Here is a 19,850-nt window from a genome sequence, read left to right on the forward strand (position 1 = left end):
AGCTGGGAGAGCACCTCCCTTACAAGGAGGGGGTCGGCGGTTCGATCCCGTCATCACCCACCACTCTTTACGAGTTTTAAGTAAAAAGTGTCTCGCTGTGTAGAGTAAGAAGATTTGAGATTGGGTGATTAGCTCAGCTGGGAGAGCACCTCCCTTACAAGGAGGGGGTCGGCGGTTCGATCCCGTCATCACCCACCAATCTCATACCAGCTGGTCTTCTTATTAGAAGTTGAAGTAAATCAAGAAGTAAATGTAGTTCAGAAGTGGGTGATTAGCTCAGCTGGGAGAGCACCTCCCTTACAAGGAGGGGGTCGGCGGTTCGATCCCGTCATCACCCACCACTTCTGCGGGTCGTTAGCTCAGTCGGTAGAGCAGTTGACTTTTAATCAATTGGTCGCAGGTTCGAATCCTGCACGACCCACCACTTCCGCAAAGTGATTCCTCTCTGAAGTAAATCCACCCAATGTTATATCTTGCACGTGTCGTGTAGGTGAGACAAAATCATTGAAAATGGTTTTGAACAATGCTTGCGTTGGCCCTGCAAGGGTGAGCCTTAGAATAAGGCGAATAACCTGCGCTCAGGTTTTAGCCGAGCGAAGCGAGACAGCAACGCGCTAGCGTTGACCCCGAAGGGGCGAGGCCAAAGGCCGAGTCATCCTGCACGACCCACCACTTCCGCAAAGTGAATCCTTCCTGAAGTAAATCCACCCAATGTTATATATTGCACGTGTCGTGTAGATAAAATCCTGCTCAATTGCTCCGCATTAGTTTTCCCAATATTCAATGAAGTACCGCAGCCCTATTCAGCTACGGCACCTAAATATCACGCCAGTACGGCTAAATCCTCAGCATCAAAACCGCGTAATTGATCAGTCTGCCCAGAACGCACTTTTTGCACCCATTGCGCATCAGAAAGCAGGACTCGGCCTACCGCGATCAAATCAAACTCTTCTCGCTCCATCCGTGCATATAGGTTGTCCAGTGCCGCCGTGCCAGAACCTTCACCGCCAAACGCAGCAAAGAAATCCGAGCTCAATCCCACCGAGCCAACGCTGATTGTCGCGGCACCCGTCAGTTTTTTCGCCCAACCGGCGAAGTTCAGCCCTTCAGCCCCATCAACCTCCGGGAATTCAGGCTCCCAGAAACGACGCTGGGAACAGTGCAGAATATCCACACCAGCCTCAACCAGCGGCGCTAGCCAGTCCGTCATCTCCTGTGGGGAACTCGCCAGCCGTGCAGTATAGTCCTGCTGCTTCCACTGACTTACACGCAGGATCAGCGGGAAATTTTCACCAACAGCGGCCCGGACAGCACGAATTACCTCAGCGGCAAAGCGAGAGCGTTCGCGGATCGTTGCGCCACCAAAGGCATCTTCACGTTTATTCGTGCCCGACCAAAAGAATTGGTCGATCAGGTAACCATGTGCACCATGCAGTTCCAGCGTGTCAAAACCCAATCGTTTTGCATCCGCCGCAGCACGAGCAAACGCCGCCACGGTATCGGCAATATCTTCTTCGGTCATCACCACACCGCGAGGCTCATCTGGGCCGACGATTCCCGAGGGGCTTTCAACAGGCGCATCAGGCTCCCAGCCACGTCCGTGGGTTGAACCTGTATGCCAAATTTGCGGCCCAATACGGCCACCAGCGGCATGAACCGCTTTCGCTACCGCATCCCAACCGGCTAACGCGGCTTCGCTGTGAAAGAGCGGGATTCCTGGCATATTACGCGAAGCGGGACGATCGACTACCGTTCCCTCTGTCAGAATCAGCCCGACTCCCCCTTCGGCACGGCGGCGATAATATTCCGCCTGCGCTGGGCCAGGAATGCCGTTTTCAGCCATACCTCGCGTCATTGGTGCCATGACAATGCGGTTAGAAAGAGTTAACCCTTTCAGCGTGAAGGGACGAAACAGAACATCATCAGACATAAATATTTCCTTTTATGGTTTAACGTCATAGCGGCGTTGAATGTCGATTAGAAACGCAATTCATACTGTTAAGCAACCTCCGTGAGCATCGCCTCCCGTAAAGAGAATGCCACCCTGCTTGCACTTATAGATGATGTATGACATATATAATAGATGTCAATCGACATTTAAAAATAGAGGCACGGTATGAAATACACAACGTTTGGACGTAATACGGGCTTACGCGTTTCCGAACTTGCTCTCGGAACAGGAAATTTTGGCACCGGTTGGGGCTATGGTTCTGAAAAAGAACAGGCTAAACAGGTATTTGATCGTTATGCCAACACGGGCGGCAACTTCATCGATACAGCGGATGCTTACCAGTTAGGCCAATCTGAGCAGATGGTCGGAGAATTCATTGCCGCAGATCGCGACCATTTTGTCGTTGCGACGAAATACACCTTAAGTGCCATGCCGGATGCCGGAATTTCCCGAACCGGCAATAGCCGCAAGAACATGATCTCATCGGTAGAAAACAGCCTGAAGAGACTGAAAACCGATCGTATTGATGTGCTATGGGCGCACTTTGATGACCAATTAACGCCACTGGAAGAGATTGTTCGTGCTTTCGACGATCTCATTCGGGCTGGGAAAATCCAGTACGCAGGCTTCTCTAATTTCCCAGCCTGGCGCATTGCCCGAGCGGACACCATCGCGGAACTGCGCGGCTGGTCGCGAATTGCCGGTATTCAGGTGGAATACAGTCTGGTGCAGCGCACCGCAGAACGAGAACTACTGCCGATGGCTGAAGCAATGGGGCTGGCAGCAACGCTTTGGTCTCCACTGGGCGGCGGCCTGCTGACGGGAAAATATCGTCAAAGTAAAGAAGGCCGTCTGATCGGTTTTGGCGGAAGATTAGTGCACACCGAACAAGACACGACCTTGCTGGATGAGGTTTTTCGCGTTGCAAACGACTTGAACGTCATGCCAATACACATTGCCATCGCCTGGTTGCGGCATAAATCAGCCCGCGCCAGCACCAGCCTGATCCCTATCCTGGGCCCCCGCACGTTGGCGCAGTTGGATGATACGCTGCTCGCATTGAATGTGACGCTAAGCGACGATCAGGTCGCGCGACTGGATGAAGTCAGTGCTATTTCGCTGGGGACGCCGCACGATCAGATCGCAGGGTCATTACCTCGGGCTCAGGGAGGCGACAGCGCCCATATTATTACACCGTGGCCGCCACGAGCCTGATCCGGCTATTGATGAAAAGCATCATCTATTGAGTCTGACTTTTTCATCCCCTAAGATGATGCCTGACAGAAAAAGGAGAACAACATGGCCCGTGTATCAAAACAGCAGATGGAGCGCAACCGAGAAGAAATCATCCAGGTTTCTTCACAGCTCTTTCGTGAACGGGGCCTGAACGGCGTTAGCGTGAACGACTTGATGGCTGCGGCAGGCTTAACCCACGGTGGTTTCTATGGTCATTTTGCATCTAAAGATGAACTCGCCGCCATCGCCAGCCGAAAAGCGCTTGAGGATTCCGGTACTCGCTGGCAGGAAATGTGCCAGCGCGCAGATAAACATAACCTGGAAACACTGGTGGAACACTATCTTTCCCCCGCCCATCGCGACGGCGCAAAAGATGGCTGCGCCCTCACGGCACTAGCCAATGACATAGCCAGAGAAAGTGCAGATAAACCAGTACACGACGTTTATCTCAGCGGTGTCAAAGCCATGCTGGACAGGCTGGAGTCCCTCTCGACAATAGAAGATAAAGAGCAGCGCAAGCAGCATGCTCTGGCGCAATTCGCCCTGTTATCCGGCGCGCTGGCGCTAGCACGCGCAACAGCTGGCGATACCTTGTCAGACGACTTTCTCAATGCCGCCAAAAAGGCACTGCTTGGCAAAGCATAAACAGGTTGTGGAAAGGGGCCTGTCGCATCCAGGATAGGTTCCAAACTGCATCCACTCTTAAAACTATTCCCTGTATACAACCCATTCCTCTGATCGTCAGCCATTCAGACGACGTCCTTTTTCATAACATCTTGTTATTGCATTATTCCCATCCATCATTAGACCGCCGCAATCGCGGTGCTATGCTTATCTGCGTTTGCCCTGTTCGCCTAATTTTTTGACAGAAAATATCAAATTTATTGGTTTTCTATTCAGTCCCTAAATCGACGACACTGCCGCACTATACAAAACATTGCCAACAAGCACTTTTTGCTCACTTATGAGGTTTTTTATTATGATTTCTCAGTTGAATCAGTGGTTCACGCGTTTAACCGATCATCCTGATGCTGGTAAACTTTTACTGCGTTTAACCGTGGGTATTCTGCTGCTGTTTCACGGCGTAGCAAAAATTGAGCACGGTGTAGGCTGGATCGTACAGATTCTGCAAGGTGCAGGTCTGCCTGGTTTTATCGCTTATGGCGTTTATATCGGCGAGGTTGTTGCCCCGATTCTGATTATTCTGGGCGTATTTACCCGCATTTCCGGCCTGATTGCCGCGCTGACGCTGGTTGTAGCGACGCTGATGGTAGGAACGGGTAAATTCTTCACCCTGACTAACGTTGGCGCCTGGGCGCTGGAGTTGGAAGCACTCTACTTCTTCGCCGGCATTATTATCATGCTGGTCGGTAGCGGTCGCTATTCTGTTGCCTCTAACCCTGCTTATCGCTAATCCTTGCCATCCGGCAGGTATTCACGACAAAAGCAAAAAACCCGCGGATTCGCGGGTTTTTTATTTCGATGCTCTGTCGATTAGATTTCCCAATCGTGACTATAACGTTTGGGTTTGAACTGAATCACATCGCCTTTCTGTAGCCCGTGCAGGCTTGCATCGTCTTTTGCGACTTCCGCTTCAATCAGTTCAGACTGCTCACCCAGCTTCAACGACAGGCGCGTCAAAGCGCCGAGTGGGCGAATATCTCGCACTGTCACTGCCTGATAGCCTTCCTGTGCCTGAACGGATAACGACACTTCATGCGGACGGAACAGAATCGTCTCTTCCGTCTGCGCCACTTTCAACCGGTTACTGTCGCCAAGGAAATGGTAAACAAACTCGCTGGCCGGGTTGTTATACACCTCCGCTGGCGTGCCGATTTGTTCAATCACACCTTTGTTCATCAGCACGATGCGGTCGGCAACTTCCATTGCTTCTTCCTGATCGTGTGTCACAAATACCGACGTCAGATCGATATCTTCATGCAGCTGAGACAGCCAGCGGCGCAGCTCTTTACGTACCTTGGCATCCAGTGCGCCAAAAGGTTCATCCAGCAGCAATATGCTCGGCTCGACGATCAGTGCACGTGCCAACGCAATACGCTGACGCTGGCCGCCGGAAAGCTGTTCAGGATAGCGATCCCCCAGCCAATCCAGCTGTACCAAATTCAGCAATTCATGCACTTTCTTTTCGATGTCACTCTTCGATGGACGGATATTTTTCGGCTTCATTCGCAGCCCAAACGCCACGTTATCGAATACCGTCATATGGCGGAACAGCGCGTAGTGCTGGAATACAAACCCTACGTTGCGTTTACGCACATCGTGAACGGACACATCCTGGCCGTGAAAGATAATGCTGCCGCTATCCGGCTGTTCCAGCCCGGCGATAATACGCAGTAGCGTTGTCTTACCGCAGCCCGATGGCCCCAACAACGCCACCAGCTCGCCGCTGTGGATAGACAAATTAATCTCGTTCAGCGCCCGGAACTGACCAAATTGTTTATTAATATTGCGAATCTCAATGCTCATTTTTGGCCAACTCCTGTTGTTTCTCTATTTGCTTCGTCAATCGGCTTTCACTCCACTGGCGCAGCAGCAGCACTACCAGTGACATAATTAGCAGAAGGATCGCCACGCTGAAAGCCGCAACGATGTTGTACTCGTTATAAAGAATTTCAATATGCAACGGCAGCGTGTTCGTCAGACCGCGAATATGACCGGAAATGACGGAAACCGCGCCAAACTCCCCCATCGCACGCGCGGTACACAGCACTACGCCGTAGATCAATGCCCACTTCACATTCGGCAGCGTGATGTGCCAGAACATTTGCCAGCCATTCGCCCCCAGCAACCGTGCCGCTTCTTCCTCCTGCGAACCCTGCTCTTCCATCAGCGGAATCAGCTCACGGGCAACATAAGGCAGCGTAACGAAAATTGTCGCCAGCACGATGCCCGGTACGGCGTAAACAATTTGCAGATCGTGTTCGAGCAGGAAGGGATAGATCTTGCTTTGCGCCCCAAACAGCAGCACATACACCAGCCCCGCAACCACAGGGGAAACGGAAAACGGCAAATCGATCAGCGCCAGTAGAAAGCTCTTGCCACGAAATTCGAATTTCGTCACACACCACGCCGTCGCCAGCCCGAACACTACGTTTAGCGGTACAGAAATGACGGTCGCAAGCAGCGTCAGCTTAAGTGCAGAAATCGCATCCGGCTCGGTAATCGCGTCCCAAAATGCGCCGACGCCTTTATCCAGTCCCTGAGTGACGACCATCATCAGCGGCAGCACCAGAATCAGGAAAAAGACGACCCACGCGAGTGAAACCAGAATGTAATAGGCGGCGGGCTGTTTTTTTCTTTTAGCCGCGTTGGCCTGAGTGGAAATAACCTGTTCCATGAAGACCGGCCCTTACAGTTTCGGTTGAATGCGGCGCTGCAACACGTTAATCAGCAGCAGCATAATGAAAGAAACCAGCAGCATGAATACACCGATCCCGGTTGCTCCCTTGTAGTCATACTGATCCAGCTTGGAGACGATCAGCAGCGGCAGAATTTCGGTTTTAAACGGAATATTCCCCGCGATAAACACCACGGAACCGTATTCGCCAACGCCGCGGGCAAAGGCCAGCGCAAAGCCCGTCAACCACGCAGGTAACAGCGCAGGAAGCAAGACATGGCGGAAAACCTGAAGCGGACGCGCGCCAAGGCAGGCGGCGGCTTCTTCCACTTCTTTCGGAATATCAGCCAGCACCGGTTGCAGCGTTCTGACCACGAAAGGCAGCGTGACAAAAATGAGCGCCAGCGTGATACCGATGCCGGTGTAGGCAATTTTGAACGGAAACAGTGAGCCAATCAGGCCATTCGGCGCATACAACGCCGTCAGCGCAATCCCTGCCACAGCAGTTGGCAGCGCAAAGGGCATATCGATCATGGCATCGATCACTTTACGGCCGGGAAAGGTATAACGCACGAGCACCCAGGCCAGCAGCGTCCCGAGAATGCCGTTAATAAATGCCGCAGCCAGCGCCGTACCAAACGAAAGCCGCAGGGAGAAAAGCACCTGACGGCTGGTGATCAGATCCCAAAACTGACCAAACGTTAGTTGGCTGGCATACAAAAACATCCCCGCCAACGGAATGAGGACAATTAATCCTAAATAGCTCAGGCTAAACCCTAACGTTAGCCCGAAACCGGGAATCACTGAGGAAGAACGTTGTGACATACCGTGCCTTTAATTTTCATACTCACTACCCAGCCAACAACTGCTTGCCGACGCGCGCTACCTGACAGAAAGGTTAAGGCGGCAGGTCCTCTGCCTTCTTAACCTGAAAAAAGCCGCTAGGGTGATAGCGGCCTTAATCCGTCAGACATTAAAAACTTACTTATTAATCTCTTTAAAGATGGCGTCGAACACACCGCCGTCGTTAAAGAATTTGTCCTGTGCCGCTTTCCAGCCGCCGAAATCTTTATCAATCGTCACCAGATTCACCGGTGCAAACTGATCTTTAAACTCTTCAGCGATCTTGGCATTACGTGGACGGTAGAAATTTTTACCGATGATGCGCTGCGCTTCATCGCTGTAGAGGTATTGCAGATAGGCTTCGGCCTGCTTCTGCGTTCCCTTACGCTCAACGACTTTGTCGACAACGGCAACCGGTGGTTCAGCCAGAATCGACAGAGAAGGCGTCACGATCTCAAGCTGATCGCCACCCTGTTCTTGCAGAGACAGGTAGGCTTCGTTTTCCCATGCCAGCAGCACATCGCCTAGCTGACGTTGCACAAAGCTGATCGTTGCCCCACGCGCACCGGTATCCAGTACGGGAGCATGGCGATACAGTTCAGTGACAAATTTCAGTGCGGTTTCATCATTGCCACCCGGTTGTGCTTTGGCATACGCCCACGCCGCCAGGAAGTTCCAACGCGCACCGCCAGAGGTTTTCGGGTTTGGCGTGATCACTTCAACGCCCGGCTTCACCAGATCGTTCCAGTCTTTGATTTGCTTCGGATTACCTTTGCGCACCAGAAAAACGATGGTGGAGGTGTAAGGCGTGCTGTTGTCAGGCAGACGCGCCTGCCATTTAGGATCGATCAACTGCTGATTCAGGTTTAAGGCGTCAATGTCACCCGCCAGCGCCAGCGTCACCACATCGGCCTGCAAGCCGTCAATCACCGAACGCGCCTGCTTTCCAGACCCGCCGTGTGAATTTTTGATAGTGATATCTTCACCGGTGGTCGCTTTCCAATGCTTAATAAACGCCGCATTGTATTGCTGATACAGTTCGCGGGTCGGATCGTAAGACACGTTTAATAATTCGGTAGCCGCCGAGGCCACACCGGAAAACAACAGTGCTGCCGTAGCAACAGATAACCCCAGACGACGTATTGACATTCTTATCACTCCCTAATGCTCGAAAGTATCAGATGAAATCATGACGGATGTGACTGATTAATAACTTAAATAATTCGATTTGCAGGACAAGACGTTATCGTTTTGAACCGCGTACATGCCGCTTGAAGTAGGACGGATATATCAGGCTGACAACATGGAAGTGACAATAGTGGATATAAGGAAGGGGCAAAAATATTGTTTCGCGATAATTTATGCTATCGCGTTATATTGTTAGTGATTATGTAATAGTTTTCAGTCTAAGCAATTTTGTTGCAGCGGTAATATTTTTCGACGGGATATGAGTTAACCCTGATGCCGTGCGGCATCAGGTAAATACGGTGCAAGGTCAGCTTGAATCACAGTGGGCGTAAAACGACGTGTCTTTCTGCCCTACTCTTCTTCGTCCAGTTGCAAAGCTACGTACAGCAGCAGACGATCGTCGAAATTCCCCAGATCTAACCCCGTCAGTTCAGAGATACGATTAAGGCGATATTCCAGCGTATTACGGTGGATAAACAGCGCTTTCGCCGTCGCACCGGGCTGGACGTTGTTACGGAACCAGGCCCCCAACGTCCGACGCAGCAGACCATTACCGTCCATTGCTTTAAGCTTCGAAAGCGGGCGCACCAGCTCGTTTGCCTGCCAGCCGCCGCGCAGGCTGTCCAGCAACACGGGTAACATCAAATCCTGATAATAATAACAGCGCTGGGCGGGCATGCGCTGCTTACCTACGCTCATGGTCGTTCGTGCCGTGCGGTAGGAACGCGCGATACTGCCGGGGCCAGAAAAATAGTTCCCCAGCGCCAACCGTACCCGTAGCCGACTGCTTTCCGCCATACGCGACATCAGTGTATCCACGCGACGCCGGTGTTCCTCTGCATCCCAGCGCCCGTGGCTGTTCAGCGCCGGTTTTAGCACCACCATTTCCGTCAGAGAAACGATAGCGATCAGGTTGTCGCGTTCCGGTGTGGTCAGCAACGTCTGCAGCTGCTGTAGCTCTGCCATGGCAGAGTCAACGCCGAGCTGCCCGCTATCGACTTCGATCACCGCAGCGACGCGGGGCTTATTCAGATCGATACCTAAACGCTGCGCCCACTCCATGAGAGCGGGAGAGAGATCGTCGGTACGAATCAGGTTCAGTACCAGCTCTTCACGCAGGCGGCTATCCTGCGCCAGCATATGCAGCAGCCTCGCCTGCTCCAGCATCATTTCCGCCGTCATACAGACAAGCTCGCCGTATTGCCGTAGCTGGCTGGGATTCCCGGTCAGGCCGATGACGCCAACGATTTCACCATCGATGCGCAAAGGTAAATTGATGCCCGGACGCACACCGTGCAGGTGACGCGCTACAGCATCATCAATATCGACGACTCGCCCCTGCGAAAGCGCCAGCAGCGCGCCTTCGTGCAGTTCCCCCAATCGTTCCTGATCGCCACTGCCGATAATCTTACCGCGAGCATCCATCACGTTGATATTGCTATCAATGATCTGCATGGTCCGCGCGACAATATCCTGTGCCATCTTGGCATTGAGATGATACGACGCCATTTTTACCTCTGAGAGGAACATTGACAATTGCACCAGCATACCGCCACTCGGTGCGCCACACATTGTGCAAATTAACAAAGAAACGGGAATTAGATTAAATCTGTGGAAGAACTCACAAAAGCACGTTGATAGAGAAGGAAGAAGTGGCCGAGTACCTGAGTACCCGGCCAGATAAGTAACGTAACAAATTGTCTTAAAAGGTAATTATTAACGTAGACGCTGAACAGATCGATTACTGAGCCAGCAGATAAATCGTGGCATCACCGCGACGAACGTTCAAGGCCAATACAGCTGGTTTGCTGTCCAGAATTTTACGCAACTCACCAATATTCTGTACCGGCTGTTGGTTAACCCCCAGAATAATGTCGTCCTTCTTCAGGCCAATTTTAGCCGCCGCGGAACCGGGTTTGACGTTATCCACCTTGACGCCTTTTTTGTCGTCCACCTGAGTATTGCTCAGCTCGGCACCTTCAATGCCAGAGTAGAGATTACCGGAAGCCACCTGAGCCTGATTGCTCTGCTGCAGCGTCACCTCAACCGTCAGCGGTTTACCCTCACGCAGCAGTCCCAGCGCGACTTTGCTGCCCACTGGCAGCGATCCAACCTGCGCACGCAGTGCAGAGAAGCTGCTGACCGCCTTACCATTCAGCGTGACGATCACATCGCCCGCCTTGATGCCCGCTTCATCTGCCGCTGATTTAGGTCGCACTTGACTCACAAACGCCCCGCGCTGTGCATCAACTTTCATCGCCTGCGCCAATTCGGAGTTCAGCTCCGTCCCGGTGATACCCAGCTCGCCGCGCTTCACTTCGCCAAATTCGACAATCTGTGCCACGACGCTTTTCACCATATTGCTGGGGATAGCGAAACCAATCCCGATATTGCCGCCATCTGGAGCAAGAATCGCGGTATTCAGCCCAACCAGTTCCCCGTTCAGGTTAACCAGCGCACCACCGGAATTCCCCCGGTTGATCGCCGCATCGGTCTGAATAAAGTTCTCATAATTTTCAATATTCAACCCGCTACGCCCCAGCGCGGACACAATGCCCGATGTCGCCGTTTCGCCCAGACCATACGGGTTACCAATCGCTACCGTGTAATCACCGACCCGCAGTTGGTCAGAATCTGCGACCTTAATCGCCGTGAGATTTTTAAAGTCTTTCAACTGCACCAGCGCGATATCTGAACGCGGGTCTTTGCCTAACACTTTGCCGTCATACTTGCGGCCATCACTGAGTCGAACCTGAATCTTATCGGCGTTATCCACCACATGGCTGTTGGTCACCACATAGCCTTTTTCTGCATTAATCACGACGCCCGCACCCAGCGCCTGGAAATTTTCCTGCTGCGGCGGCTGACCGTCGTCGTCACCGTCTCCCTGACACATCGGCGATGACTGGAACGGCGATCCTTCCTGACAGAAAGGCGAGTTTTCACCAAAGAATGGCTGAAGCTGCGGTGGGATACCGTCTTTTCCCGCATTGCCCGCATGGGTGGTATGCCCTTCCACATAGATGCTCACCACGGAAGGCATGACGTTTTCCAGCATAGGGGCCAGGCTGGGTAATTGACCCGATGACACGGCAGACGCCGCTGACTCAGCGGCATTCGCCGTGGTGGAACCCATTGCCATCGCCAGACTTAACGCCAGCGCACTCAGAACCAGTGATTTTCTTTTCATAGGAGGTTATCTCATAGTAATCAACACGCGAGTCTTACGGCCCGTGTACCCGACACCGGGTACACTCAGTGGTCGTGCTGTATGAGATAAATATGGACCAACAAGGTTCCCGAGGGGAAGATCGTGAAGCGTAAGGAAATATTGAACGGCTTTACAAAAGTCGCGATTTCCGTTGCGGCCTGTTCATCGCTAATCCGCCGCCATCAGCTTGCGGTATTCGTCGTAGGCGTACAAATCGGTCATACCGCTGATGTAATCCTGAATCAGGCGCGCCCGATAATAATATTCACGGATGACGCGCTCGGTTTCGGGTAATCCTTCCAACTCAGCAACCGCTTCACAATAGGCCAGACAGTGCTTACTGGATAGCTTGTGATAAAGCCGCGTTTCAATCGGATAGCGTTTGTGCGTATCGTCGCTAACAAGCTGGCTGAAATCCTGATAGGGCATCTCAAGCAGCGGGCTATAAATATCCAGCAGGCCGCGAATCACGCGATCCCCCTGTAGCTCCAACTGTTCAACTTCATGATGGTTAAAAACGTGCTTTAAGGCGACGCGTTTGAAAATGCCTAACAGGCGATTCTGCGGGCTGTCGTCCTCAAGCAACGCCTGATTGAACGAACCGGCATAAACTTCCGGCAGGTTGTCGATAAAACGCTGTGCGGCATGCGGCACCATCTGCCCCACGGTATGAACACGGAGATTCATGAAGAACTGATCGTCGTGGCTACGCCATTGAAAGCGTTCGCGTTCTTTGTAAGCACGTTCAATCGTTTTAGCGAAGATGTCTTTCTCTGCTCCTGCGCCCCAATTTTCGCGCAGACGATCGTAAAGTTCGTCGATCGTGAGGATATCTTTCTCGACGGCATCCTCAAGATCCGCGATGCAGTAGGACACATCGTCGGCCGCCTCCATAATGTAGCTCAGCGGGTGACGATGAAATTCGCCCATATCCAGCTCTTCACGCAGTGTGGCGACAAACGCTTCCTCTGCCAGATAGTAGCCCGGCTTCTTCATCAAATAATGGTAATCCGCCGGAAGCTCGCCATGCCAATATGCGGGACGGGTGTATTTCAGAATGCAGGCCACCTGCCCATAGGTCAGGTTGAGCTTCAGCAACGTATGCACCAGACGGATCGCCTGTGCATTACCTTCAAAGTGACTCAGATCCTGCCGGATTTGCCCACGCAGATCGTCCAGTCCGTCCTGCTGCATCCGTAGCGTAGGCACTCTACAGTCATCGACGCGCTCCGGGGATTCACTGTCCAGATAGTGGCTATCCAGTAATTTTCTGAACCACTGATTAATCGCCGATTCACCAAAATGCCCAAACGGCGGATTGCCGATGTCATGCATCAGGCACGCCATTTCGACCAGACTTTCAAACGGTGTTTCTCTGTCGTTCAGTCCCAGCGACGCCAGCCGCCCGTCGACTTTCAGGCGGTGCAAAATCTCTTTGGCGATATAGCGGCCAACCTGCTGAACTTCCATTGAGTGGGTGAGACGGGAGCGGACGGCCGCATTACGTTCTAGCGGAAAGACCTGGGTTTTTTGCTGTAAGCGGCGGATGGCAGCGGAGTTAATAATACGACCCCGATCGCTCTCAAACTGGCGCACAATCGTATATTCATCCTCAGCCGTTTTAGGCCGACTGAAATGGCGCTGAAAGCTCATTTTTTTGGCGAAATCGACACCAGACATACGCTTCTCCCTATCATCCCGCTACAGCACAGTAATGGACATTCCATCTCATCCCGCTAGCCATGATAGACTAACCCCAGCTACACGCCTTCCATTTATAACAGAATTTGCGGGGAACCTTATGAAAGTCGGTATTATCGGCGCGATGGAACAAGAAGTAACGCTGCTGCGCGATCGGATTGAAAACCGTCAGACCTTCCAGCGTGCGGGTTGCGAAATCTACACCGGACAAATCAACGGTGTGGATGTCGCCCTGCTGAAATCCGGTATCGGCAAAGTCTCCGCCGCGCTGGGCACCACGCTACTGCTGGAACACAGCAAGCCAGACGTGGTCATTAACACCGGTTCCGCTGGCGGACTCGCACCTACATTGAACGTCGGTGATATCGTCGTTTCCGATGAAGTGCGCTACCACGATGCTGACGTTACGGCCTTTGGCTATGAACCCGGCCAGATGGCGGGCTGCCCTGCCGCTTTCCTTGCCGATGAAAAACTCATCACACTGGCGCAGGAAGTGATTGCCGAATTACAGCTGAACGCCGTGCGCGGCCTGGTTGTCAGCGGCGATGCCTTCATTAATGGCGCAGAGCCGTTGGCTCGTATCCGCACCACCTTCCCGAAAGCGATTGCCGTAGAAATGGAAGCGACGGCCATCGCCCATGTCTGCCACCAGTTCGCCGTCCCGTTTGTCGTTGTACGCGCGATTTCTGATGTGGCCGATAAAGCCTCACACCTGAGTTTCGATGAGTTCCTGAGCGTTGCAGCACAGCAATCAACGCGGATGGTAGAAGCGATTCTGGCCAAGCTGGCCGCACGCTAATCGTGACAGTCAGGCTCCTCTGCTGGCTGACCGGGCTGCTGCTCTGCTCTGCCGCTTATGCCATTCCGCAGCGTGTCATCAGTCTCGCACCACACGCGACGGAAATGGCCTATGCGTCAGGTATGGGCGAACAGCTGATTGCAGTCAGCGCCTGGTCAGATTATCCGCCAGAAGCGAAAAAGCTGGAGCAGGTGGCTTCATGGCAGGGAATCAATCTGGAGCGGATCCTCGCCCTCAAGCCCGATCTGATTCTGGCGTGGCGCGAGGGTAACCCGCAGCGGCCGCTGGAACAGCTCGCCAATTTCTCGATTCCTATCGTTTATCTGGATGCGAAGACGTTAGACGATATCCCTGCGTCACTACGACAGCTGGCGACCTACAGCCGCCATCCTGAGCAAGCCGAACGGGCCGCGACCGATTTTCAGCAGGAAATAGGTGAACTCCGGCACGCTGGTAAGGCACCTCACGCCATGCCATTGCGGGTATTCATTCAATTTGGCACTCAACCGCTGTTTACTTCTTCGCAAGCAACGCTGCAAAGCCAGATCGTTTCACTGTGCGGTGCCGAAAATGTCTTTAGCGACAGCCCGGTACCCTGGCCGCAAGTCAGTCGTGAACAGGTGTTAAGACGCCAGCCGCAGGTCATTATTGTCGGCGGTACGCCAGATAGAATTGCCAGCGTGCAGGCGTTTTGGCAGCCGCAATTAGCGGTTCCGGTAATTACCGTTAATGAAGACTGGTTTAGCCGCAGCGGCCCGCGTTTACGCTTGGCTGCCCGGCAAATTTGTTCTCAATTAGCCGAGTTAAGACCCACGCTTTCGTCAGCGAAGTGATTGTTAGTTAACAGAATGAAATCATTCCGATAACAATAGCTTCATTAGTATACAAGTTGTAACACTAACAGGCTTTTATTTCGCCAATAGTTGCCGATAATCTGAACGCAACGGTGGAATCATAGACATCAATAAAGGTGTTGATTACCACCCGGCGATAAAGCCAAAGCAAAGACGAATTAGAAAACTTTTGAACCGATATCGGTTCCTTTAACACCAGGTAGCTTTAACTATGAAAAATGCGTTGCTTTACGCGGGCTTACTTATGGCGGCCTGTACCACGGCATATGCAGGGAGTCAGGGTGGGCAGATTAACGCTCAACTGACGATACTACCGGCATGCGGCGTAACGCCTCAATCCGGTCAATATAAAATGAATTGTAACGTAGCCTCTGTACCACAACCTAAAATTACTGAGTCACGTATTCAGGTCGATCAGGCAAAATTTTCGACCTCTGCGGCAAAAACCGCACAGGGTACGGAAACGCGTCTGATTACGGTCGAATGGTAATCACAGTAAAAACACGAGGCGTGTTCTTTTAATTAACGCGTCTTGTGACAGGCTTATTATCTGCTATAAAAAAACCGTGTCTTGTTGCCGAGACACGGTTTTTATTTTTCAGTCGGTCAATCACCGCAATGCAGGATCAGACGCTGAAAGAGGAACCACAGCCGCAGGTGGATTTCGCATTCGGATTCGTTACGATAAAGCGAGAACCTTCCAGACCTTCGGTATAATCCACCGCACCGCCAACCAGATATTGCAGGCTCATCGGATCAACCACCAGCGCCACACCTTGTTTCTCAATGGTCATATCGCCGTCGTTGATTTGATCATCAAAGGTAAAACCATACTGGAAACCGCTACAGCCGCCGCCCGTGATATACACACGCAGTTTCAGCTCTGGGTTTTCTTCATCAGCAATCAGGTTTTTCACCTTGCTTGCCGCCGCATCGGTAAACTGCAGAGGCAGTGCTGCTATATCATCGCTCATATTTTTACTCCCAACTCAGGGCTTATCAGGTGATAGACCCATATTCATACGCTTATTATCCGGCAGTATGCGAAAACGTTCAAGATTTGACAGAAATTGTTGAATTAATCTGCTGATCCTGCTCAGCCAACGCCTGTCGCTGCAGCGTCCTCGCCAGAATAGAAGAATATAGCGGCTTCCCTCCCAGAAACTGCGCCAACAGTGTCGCGCCCAGACACGTCACGATCATGGGTAAGATCAACTGGTAGTTGTCAGTCATTTCCAACACCAGAACGATGCCGGTGAGCGGAGCGCGAACCGATGCCGCGAACAGTGCCCCCATACCCGCCACAGCAAACGTACTGGCGCCAATCGCATAATCAGGAAATAACTGACTGGCCGCCATACCAAACGCGGCTCCAAGCAGCGTTCCCAACGCCAACATCGGTGCAAAAATCCCCCCAGGAGCTCCCGATCCGAAACAAAGCAGCGTCATGAAGACGCGGATTATAAAGATCCCAAAGAGCATACTAATGCTGTAATGCTCCGCCGCCGCAAGGGGAATAAGCGTAAACCCGCCTCCGGTTGCTTCATGAAAAACGACAGACAACACGCCACAAAGGCCGCCCGCCAGTGCGCCAACCAGCAGGAAGCGCGACATCCGTTTACCGTGGAAGGCCAAAAACAGCGCCTGAGTACGTAACACCAGGGTATTAAACACCACGCCGACAACGCCAAAAATAATCCCAAGCACCAAATATAACCACAGCGTCTTGAGCGGTGCGGAAGGCAGTTGCCCTACATCGATCACAGCCTGTTCACCGTTGAAGAGCCGAAATACGATGCTCGACATAATGACGCCGATGAATACCGCTTTAATTGAGATGAGGCTATAGCGGAACTGAGGCCGCATTTCCTCAATGATAAAAAGTATTCCGGCCAGCGGCGCATTAAAGGCAGCGGATAACCCGGCTGCCGCGCCAGTAGCTAATAATGAATGGCGTCCGTCCTGCTGCCTTTTGGGCAACATGTCCGCAACCATACCGCCGATATTTCCCCCCAACTGTACCGTCGGCCCTTCCCGCCCCAGCACCATTCCTGACCCGAGCGTGCCAATACCGCCAAAAAACTTAACGGGCAATACGCGCCACCAGCGTACCGGTCTGAGTTCTTCTAACGCGCCCTCAATCTCGGGAATCCCCGATCCACCCGCTTCTGGAGCGAATCGGCGAACAAGAAAATATCCCCACATCGCGAGTACAGCCGACACCGCCGCAGCAACAAGCCAGCTCACCCCACTTTCAGGAAAATGCGCTAAGAGTGCCATTCGCTGTTGTATAACCCAGTTCACCGTACGTTCAAAGGCCACGCCGACTAACCCGGTTAACGTTCCTACTATCGCCGCCAGCAGAAGAATCAACGCAGGGGTTTTATCGCGCCGCATAAATTGTGCGATGGCAGCGCGGCGCTCCGCCGCAGAAGAAACGGGTACGGAAAGTTTGATCACAGCGGTCATAACCAAAAAAGAGAAATAAGAGTCACTATGTTACCCCTTAAGGATAAAACTGCCTATTTGACCAGAGCAGAATACAAAGAGACCAGTATCTGCTGAACAGCGATTTCATAACGGCGGTCAGTTCATTAGAATACCCCTACATTTTACGATCAAGACCAGTCAGGACCGCGTAATGAACAAATCTGAAAGCCTGTATGCTGCGGCACAGCAACTTATTCCCGGCGGTGTGAACTCACCCGTTCGTGCTTTTAACGGCGTTGGCGGTACTCCGCTGTTCATCGAACGGGCTGACGGCGCTTATCTCTATGACGCTGACGAGCAAGCGTACATTGATTACGTGGGATCGTGGGGCCCAATGGTGTTGGGTCACAATCATCCGGCAATCCGTGATGCAGTGATCGCGGCGGCAGAACGCGGCCTGAGCTTTGGCGCGCCGACAGAAATGGAAGTGCAGATGGCGCGTCTGGTTACCTCGCTGGTGCCGAGCATGGATATGGTGCGGATGGTCAACTCCGGTACAGAAGCCACCATGAGCGCGATCCGTCTGGCACGTGGTTACACCGGCCGCGACAAAATCATCAAATTTGAAGGCTGCTACCACGGCCACGCCGACTGCCTGCTGGTGAAAGCCGGCTCTGGCGCGCTGACGCTGGGCCAACCTAACTCCCCCGGCGTTCCGGCTGATTTCGCCCGCCACACGCTGACCTGCGTCTATAACGATTTGTCATCCGTTCGCGCCGCATTTGAACAATATCCTGACGAGATCGCCGCGATCATTGTCGAACCTGTTGCGGGCAATATGAACTGCATCCCACCGCTGCCAGATTTCCTTCCCGGCCTGCGTGCTCTGTGTGACGAGTTTGGTGCCCTGTTCATCATCGATGAAGTGATGACCGGCTTCCGTGTCGCACTAGCAGGTGCACAGTCGCACTACGGCGTGGTGCCAGATCTGACCTGTCTGGGGAAAATCATCGGCGGCGGCATGCCAGTCGGCGCATTCGGCGGTAAGCGTGAAGTCATGCAGGCGCTGGCACCAACCGGCCCGGTTTATCAGGCGGGAACGCTGTCCGGTAACCCGATTGCCATGGCCGCAGGCTTTGCCTGTTTGACTGAAGTCGCGAAACCCGGCGTACATGAAAAGCTCACCGCGTTGACCAATCAGCTGGCTGACGGTCTGCTGGCTGCCGCGAAAGCCGAAAACATTCCGCTGGTGGTGAATCAGGCAGGCGGCATGTTCGGCCTGTTCTTCACGGATGCGGAGAGCGTCACCTGCTATCAGGATGTGATGAAGTGCGATGTCGAGCGCTTTAAGCGGTTCTTCCACATGATGCTGGAAGAAGGGATTTACCTCGCGCCGTCCGCGTTTGAAGCGGGCTTTATGTCGCTGGCACACACGCCACAGGATATTGATCGTACCATCGAAGCTGCTCAGCTCTGCTTCTCACGCCTGTAAAACGGACTCGTACACAATGGCGTCACTCACTGACGCCATTGCTGCTCAACACCCGCCTCTGCTCCGCCCCCACTTTTTTCGTCAGGATTCTCGTTTGAGAATGACAAGCCCTCTCAAATTGGTTATGAGTAAGTCTATGTTCCTGAAAATAGCGGAGAGATCATGTTAAAGGTTCTAGGACGCACGTCGTCAATCAATGTTCGGAAAGTGCTGTGGCTGTGTGATGAGTTGGCGATTCCTTTTGACCGCGAAGATTGGGGTGAAGGCTATCAGTCACCGCAGTCACCGGAATTTTTGGCGCTCAACCCTAATGCCATGATACCGGTGATTCAGGACGACGATTTCGTCATGTGGGAATCGAACGCGATTATACGTTACCTCGCCAACGCGAAGGACGGTGCCTGGCTCTACCCACAGGATCCGCGTAGTCGTGCTTCGGTCGATCAATGGATCGACTGGCAGGCCAACGAGCTCAATCCCTCATGGCGTTACGCCTTTATGTCGCTGGTGCGCCAATCCCCCGCACATCAGGATCCGGCGCTCTTGGCCGCATCCTGCAATCTTTGGTCCCGCACGATGGGCATTTTGAATCAGCAACTAGAGCGAACCGGCCACTACGTCGCAGGAAAAACGTTCACGCTGGCCGATATTCCCATCGGGCTATCGGTAAACCGCTGGTATGAAACGCCGCTGGAACACACAGACTATCCCGCCGTCCGCGCCTACTATGAGCGTTTAAGCGAACGCTCGGGCTACCTGACCTGGGGACGCAACGGCACGCCATAAG

At 52.8% G+C, this 19,850-nt stretch carries 18 protein-coding genes, 3 tRNA genes and 1 other RNA gene; 12 read left to right on the plus strand and 10 right to left on the minus strand.

Going from position 1 to position 19,850, the window contains the following annotated elements; all coding sequences use genetic code 11:
• Window positions 1-122 precede the first annotated feature (122 nt).
• The 4 genes from ACIPUG_RS19415 to ACIPUG_RS19430 all read left to right on the plus strand — a co-directional run bounded on the left by ACIPUG_RS19415 (window position 123) and on the right by ACIPUG_RS19430 (window position 672).
• Window positions 123-198: transfer RNA gene (locus ACIPUG_RS19415), tRNA-Val, on the plus strand.
• Window positions 199-265: 67 nt separating this feature from the next.
• Window positions 266-341: transfer RNA gene (locus ACIPUG_RS19420), tRNA-Val, on the plus strand.
• 7 nt (window positions 342-348) lie between these two features.
• Window positions 349-424: transfer RNA gene (locus ACIPUG_RS19425), tRNA-Lys, on the plus strand.
• A 119-nt stretch (window positions 425-543) separates the two neighbouring features.
• A non-coding RNA gene (locus tag ACIPUG_RS19430) (RtT sRNA) lies at window positions 544-672 on the plus strand.
• 151 nt (window positions 673-823) lie between these two features.
• Here the strand turns inward: ACIPUG_RS19430 and ACIPUG_RS19435 are convergent.
• Complete coding sequence (locus ACIPUG_RS19435) at window positions 824-1,930, minus strand: NADH:flavin oxidoreductase (protein WP_400339828.1); 1,107 nt, start codon at window positions 1,928-1,930, stop codon at window positions 824-826.
• A gap of 186 nt (window positions 1,931-2,116) precedes the next feature.
• Here ACIPUG_RS19435 and ACIPUG_RS19440 point away from each other — a divergent pair, with 186 nt between their 5' ends.
• The 3 genes from ACIPUG_RS19440 to ACIPUG_RS19450 all read left to right on the plus strand — a co-directional run bounded on the left by ACIPUG_RS19440 (window position 2,117) and on the right by ACIPUG_RS19450 (window position 4,601).
• Window positions 2,117-3,166, plus strand: coding sequence for an aldo/keto reductase (locus ACIPUG_RS19440; protein WP_400339830.1), 1,050 nt, complete (start codon window positions 2,117-2,119; stop codon window positions 3,164-3,166).
• 84 nt (window positions 3,167-3,250) lie between these two features.
• A complete protein-coding gene (locus tag ACIPUG_RS19445) occupies window positions 3,251-3,832 on the plus strand; it encodes a TetR/AcrR family transcriptional regulator (protein WP_400339832.1) in 582 nt (193 codons plus the stop codon).
• 334 nt (window positions 3,833-4,166) lie between these two features.
• On the plus strand, window positions 4,167-4,601 hold the full coding sequence (locus ACIPUG_RS19450) for a DoxX family protein (protein WP_180775371.1): 435 nt from the start codon (window positions 4,167-4,169) through the stop codon (window positions 4,599-4,601).
• An 80-nt stretch (window positions 4,602-4,681) separates the two neighbouring features.
• Here ACIPUG_RS19450 and ACIPUG_RS19455 read toward each other — a convergent pair whose 3' ends face one another.
• The 7 genes from ACIPUG_RS19455 to dgt form a co-directional block, all read right to left on the minus strand.
• Window positions 4,682-5,674 (minus strand): sulfate/molybdate ABC transporter ATP-binding protein, encoded by a 993-nt coding sequence (locus ACIPUG_RS19455; RefSeq protein ID WP_010299494.1) that lies wholly within the window; start codon window positions 5,672-5,674, stop codon window positions 4,682-4,684.
• Window positions 5,664-6,545, minus strand: coding sequence for a sulfate ABC transporter permease subunit CysW (cysW, locus tag ACIPUG_RS19460; RefSeq protein ID WP_010280501.1), 882 nt, complete (start codon window positions 6,543-6,545; stop codon window positions 5,664-5,666). The genes ACIPUG_RS19455 and cysW overlap by 11 nt, the downstream gene beginning before the upstream one ends.
• A 12-nt stretch (window positions 6,546-6,557) precedes the next feature.
• On the minus strand, window positions 6,558-7,370 hold the full coding sequence (gene cysT / locus ACIPUG_RS19465; protein ID WP_010280704.1) for a sulfate ABC transporter permease subunit CysT: 813 nt from the start codon (window positions 7,368-7,370) through the stop codon (window positions 6,558-6,560).
• A 156-nt stretch (window positions 7,371-7,526) separates the two neighbouring features.
• Window positions 7,527-8,531 carry a sulfate ABC transporter substrate-binding protein gene (locus ACIPUG_RS19470; RefSeq protein WP_369987577.1) on the minus strand — a complete coding sequence of 335 codons (1,005 nt, stop codon included), beginning with the start codon at window positions 8,529-8,531 and terminating at the stop codon, window positions 7,527-7,529.
• Between the two features lie 396 nt (window positions 8,532-8,927).
• Window positions 8,928-10,085 carry a CdaR family transcriptional regulator gene (locus ACIPUG_RS19475; RefSeq protein WP_010280713.1) on the minus strand — a complete coding sequence of 386 codons (1,158 nt, stop codon included), beginning with the start codon at window positions 10,083-10,085 and terminating at the stop codon, window positions 8,928-8,930.
• Window positions 10,086-10,317: 232 nt separating this feature from the next.
• Complete coding sequence (degP, locus tag ACIPUG_RS19480) at window positions 10,318-11,766, minus strand: serine endoprotease DegP (RefSeq protein WP_400339834.1); 1,449 nt, start codon at window positions 11,764-11,766, stop codon at window positions 10,318-10,320.
• 189 nt (window positions 11,767-11,955) lie between these two features.
• Window positions 11,956-13,467, minus strand: coding sequence for a dGTPase (dgt, locus tag ACIPUG_RS19485; protein ID WP_400339836.1), 1,512 nt, complete (start codon window positions 13,465-13,467; stop codon window positions 11,956-11,958).
• A gap of 121 nt (window positions 13,468-13,588) precedes the next feature.
• On the opposite strand from dgt, the gene mtnN reads away from it, so the two are divergent.
• From mtnN to ACIPUG_RS19500, 3 genes are all read left to right on the plus strand, one after another.
• Window positions 13,589-14,287: a 5'-methylthioadenosine/S-adenosylhomocysteine nucleosidase gene (mtnN, locus tag ACIPUG_RS19490; protein WP_048257761.1), complete on the plus strand. Its 699-nt coding sequence runs from the start codon at window positions 13,589-13,591 to the stop codon at window positions 14,285-14,287.
• Between the two features lie 2 nt (window positions 14,288-14,289).
• The gene (btuF, locus tag ACIPUG_RS19495; protein ID WP_400339839.1) at window positions 14,290-15,120 is read left to right on the plus strand and encodes a vitamin B12 ABC transporter substrate-binding protein BtuF; all 831 of its coding nucleotides are present in this window, start codon (window positions 14,290-14,292) and stop codon (window positions 15,118-15,120) included.
• Between the two features lie 232 nt (window positions 15,121-15,352).
• A complete protein-coding gene (locus tag ACIPUG_RS19500; RefSeq protein ID WP_400339841.1) occupies window positions 15,353-15,631 on the plus strand; it encodes a hypothetical protein in 279 nt (92 codons plus the stop codon).
• Window positions 15,632-15,767: 136 nt separating this feature from the next.
• On the opposite strand, the gene erpA is transcribed toward ACIPUG_RS19500, so the two are convergent.
• On the minus strand, window positions 15,768-16,115 hold the full coding sequence (gene erpA, locus ACIPUG_RS19505; protein WP_005969047.1) for an iron-sulfur cluster insertion protein ErpA: 348 nt from the start codon (window positions 16,113-16,115) through the stop codon (window positions 15,768-15,770).
• A 79-nt stretch (window positions 16,116-16,194) separates the two neighbouring features.
• Window positions 16,195-17,610, minus strand: coding sequence for a H(+)/Cl(-) exchange transporter ClcA (clcA, locus tag ACIPUG_RS19510; RefSeq protein ID WP_400339843.1), 1,416 nt, complete (start codon window positions 17,608-17,610; stop codon window positions 16,195-16,197).
• Between the two features lie 172 nt (window positions 17,611-17,782).
• Here clcA and hemL point away from each other — a divergent pair, with 172 nt between their 5' ends.
• Together hemL and ACIPUG_RS19520 are read left to right on the plus strand one after the other, a co-directional pair.
• Window positions 17,783-19,063 carry a glutamate-1-semialdehyde 2,1-aminomutase gene (hemL, locus tag ACIPUG_RS19515; protein ID WP_075278268.1) on the plus strand — a complete coding sequence of 427 codons (1,281 nt, stop codon included), beginning with the start codon at window positions 17,783-17,785 and terminating at the stop codon, window positions 19,061-19,063.
• Window positions 19,064-19,225: 162 nt separating this feature from the next.
• Window positions 19,226-19,849, plus strand: coding sequence for a glutathione S-transferase family protein (locus tag ACIPUG_RS19520; protein ID WP_400339845.1), 624 nt, complete (start codon window positions 19,226-19,228; stop codon window positions 19,847-19,849).
• The last annotated feature ends 1 nt before the right edge of the window (window position 19,850 follow it).

It is taken from the genome of Pectobacterium sp. CHL-2024, assembly GCF_044751765.1.
Lineage (GTDB): Bacteria > Pseudomonadota > Gammaproteobacteria > Enterobacterales > Enterobacteriaceae > Pectobacterium > Pectobacterium brasiliense.

Coding starts and splice junctions, on each gene's coding strand:
- dgt (WP_400339836.1), bottom strand. CDS start 13,467: ATGTCTGGTGTCGATTTCGCCAAAAAAATGAGCTTTCAGCGCCATTTC.
- cysW (WP_010280501.1), bottom strand. CDS start 6,545: ATGGAACAGGTTATTTCCACTCAGGCCAACGCGGCTAAAAGAAAAAAA.
- erpA (WP_005969047.1), bottom strand. CDS start 16,115: ATGAGCGATGATATAGCAGCACTGCCTCTGCAGTTTACCGATGCGGCG.
- hemL (WP_075278268.1), top strand. CDS start 17,783: ATGAACAAATCTGAAAGCCTGTATGCTGCGGCACAGCAACTTATTCCC.
- ACIPUG_RS19475 (WP_010280713.1), bottom strand. CDS start 10,085: ATGGCGTCGTATCATCTCAATGCCAAGATGGCACAGGATATTGTCGCG.
- ACIPUG_RS19520 (WP_400339845.1), top strand. CDS start 19,226: ATGTTAAAGGTTCTAGGACGCACGTCGTCAATCAATGTTCGGAAAGTG.
- ACIPUG_RS19450 (WP_180775371.1), top strand. CDS start 4,167: ATGATTTCTCAGTTGAATCAGTGGTTCACGCGTTTAACCGATCATCCT.
- ACIPUG_RS19455 (WP_010299494.1), bottom strand. CDS start 5,674: ATGAGCATTGAGATTCGCAATATTAATAAACAATTTGGTCAGTTCCGG.
- degP (WP_400339834.1), bottom strand. CDS start 11,766: ATGAAAAGAAAATCACTGGTTCTGAGTGCGCTGGCGTTAAGTCTGGCG.
- ACIPUG_RS19445 (WP_400339832.1), top strand. CDS start 3,251: ATGGCCCGTGTATCAAAACAGCAGATGGAGCGCAACCGAGAAGAAATC.
- mtnN (WP_048257761.1), top strand. CDS start 13,589: ATGAAAGTCGGTATTATCGGCGCGATGGAACAAGAAGTAACGCTGCTG.
- ACIPUG_RS19435 (WP_400339828.1), bottom strand. CDS start 1,930: ATGTCTGATGATGTTCTGTTTCGTCCCTTCACGCTGAAAGGGTTAACT.
- ACIPUG_RS19440 (WP_400339830.1), top strand. CDS start 2,117: ATGAAATACACAACGTTTGGACGTAATACGGGCTTACGCGTTTCCGAA.
- clcA (WP_400339843.1), bottom strand. CDS start 17,610: ATGACCGCTGTGATCAAACTTTCCGTACCCGTTTCTTCTGCGGCGGAG.
- ACIPUG_RS19500 (WP_400339841.1), top strand. CDS start 15,353: ATGAAAAATGCGTTGCTTTACGCGGGCTTACTTATGGCGGCCTGTACC.
- cysT (WP_010280704.1), bottom strand. CDS start 7,370: ATGTCACAACGTTCTTCCTCAGTGATTCCCGGTTTCGGGCTAACGTTA.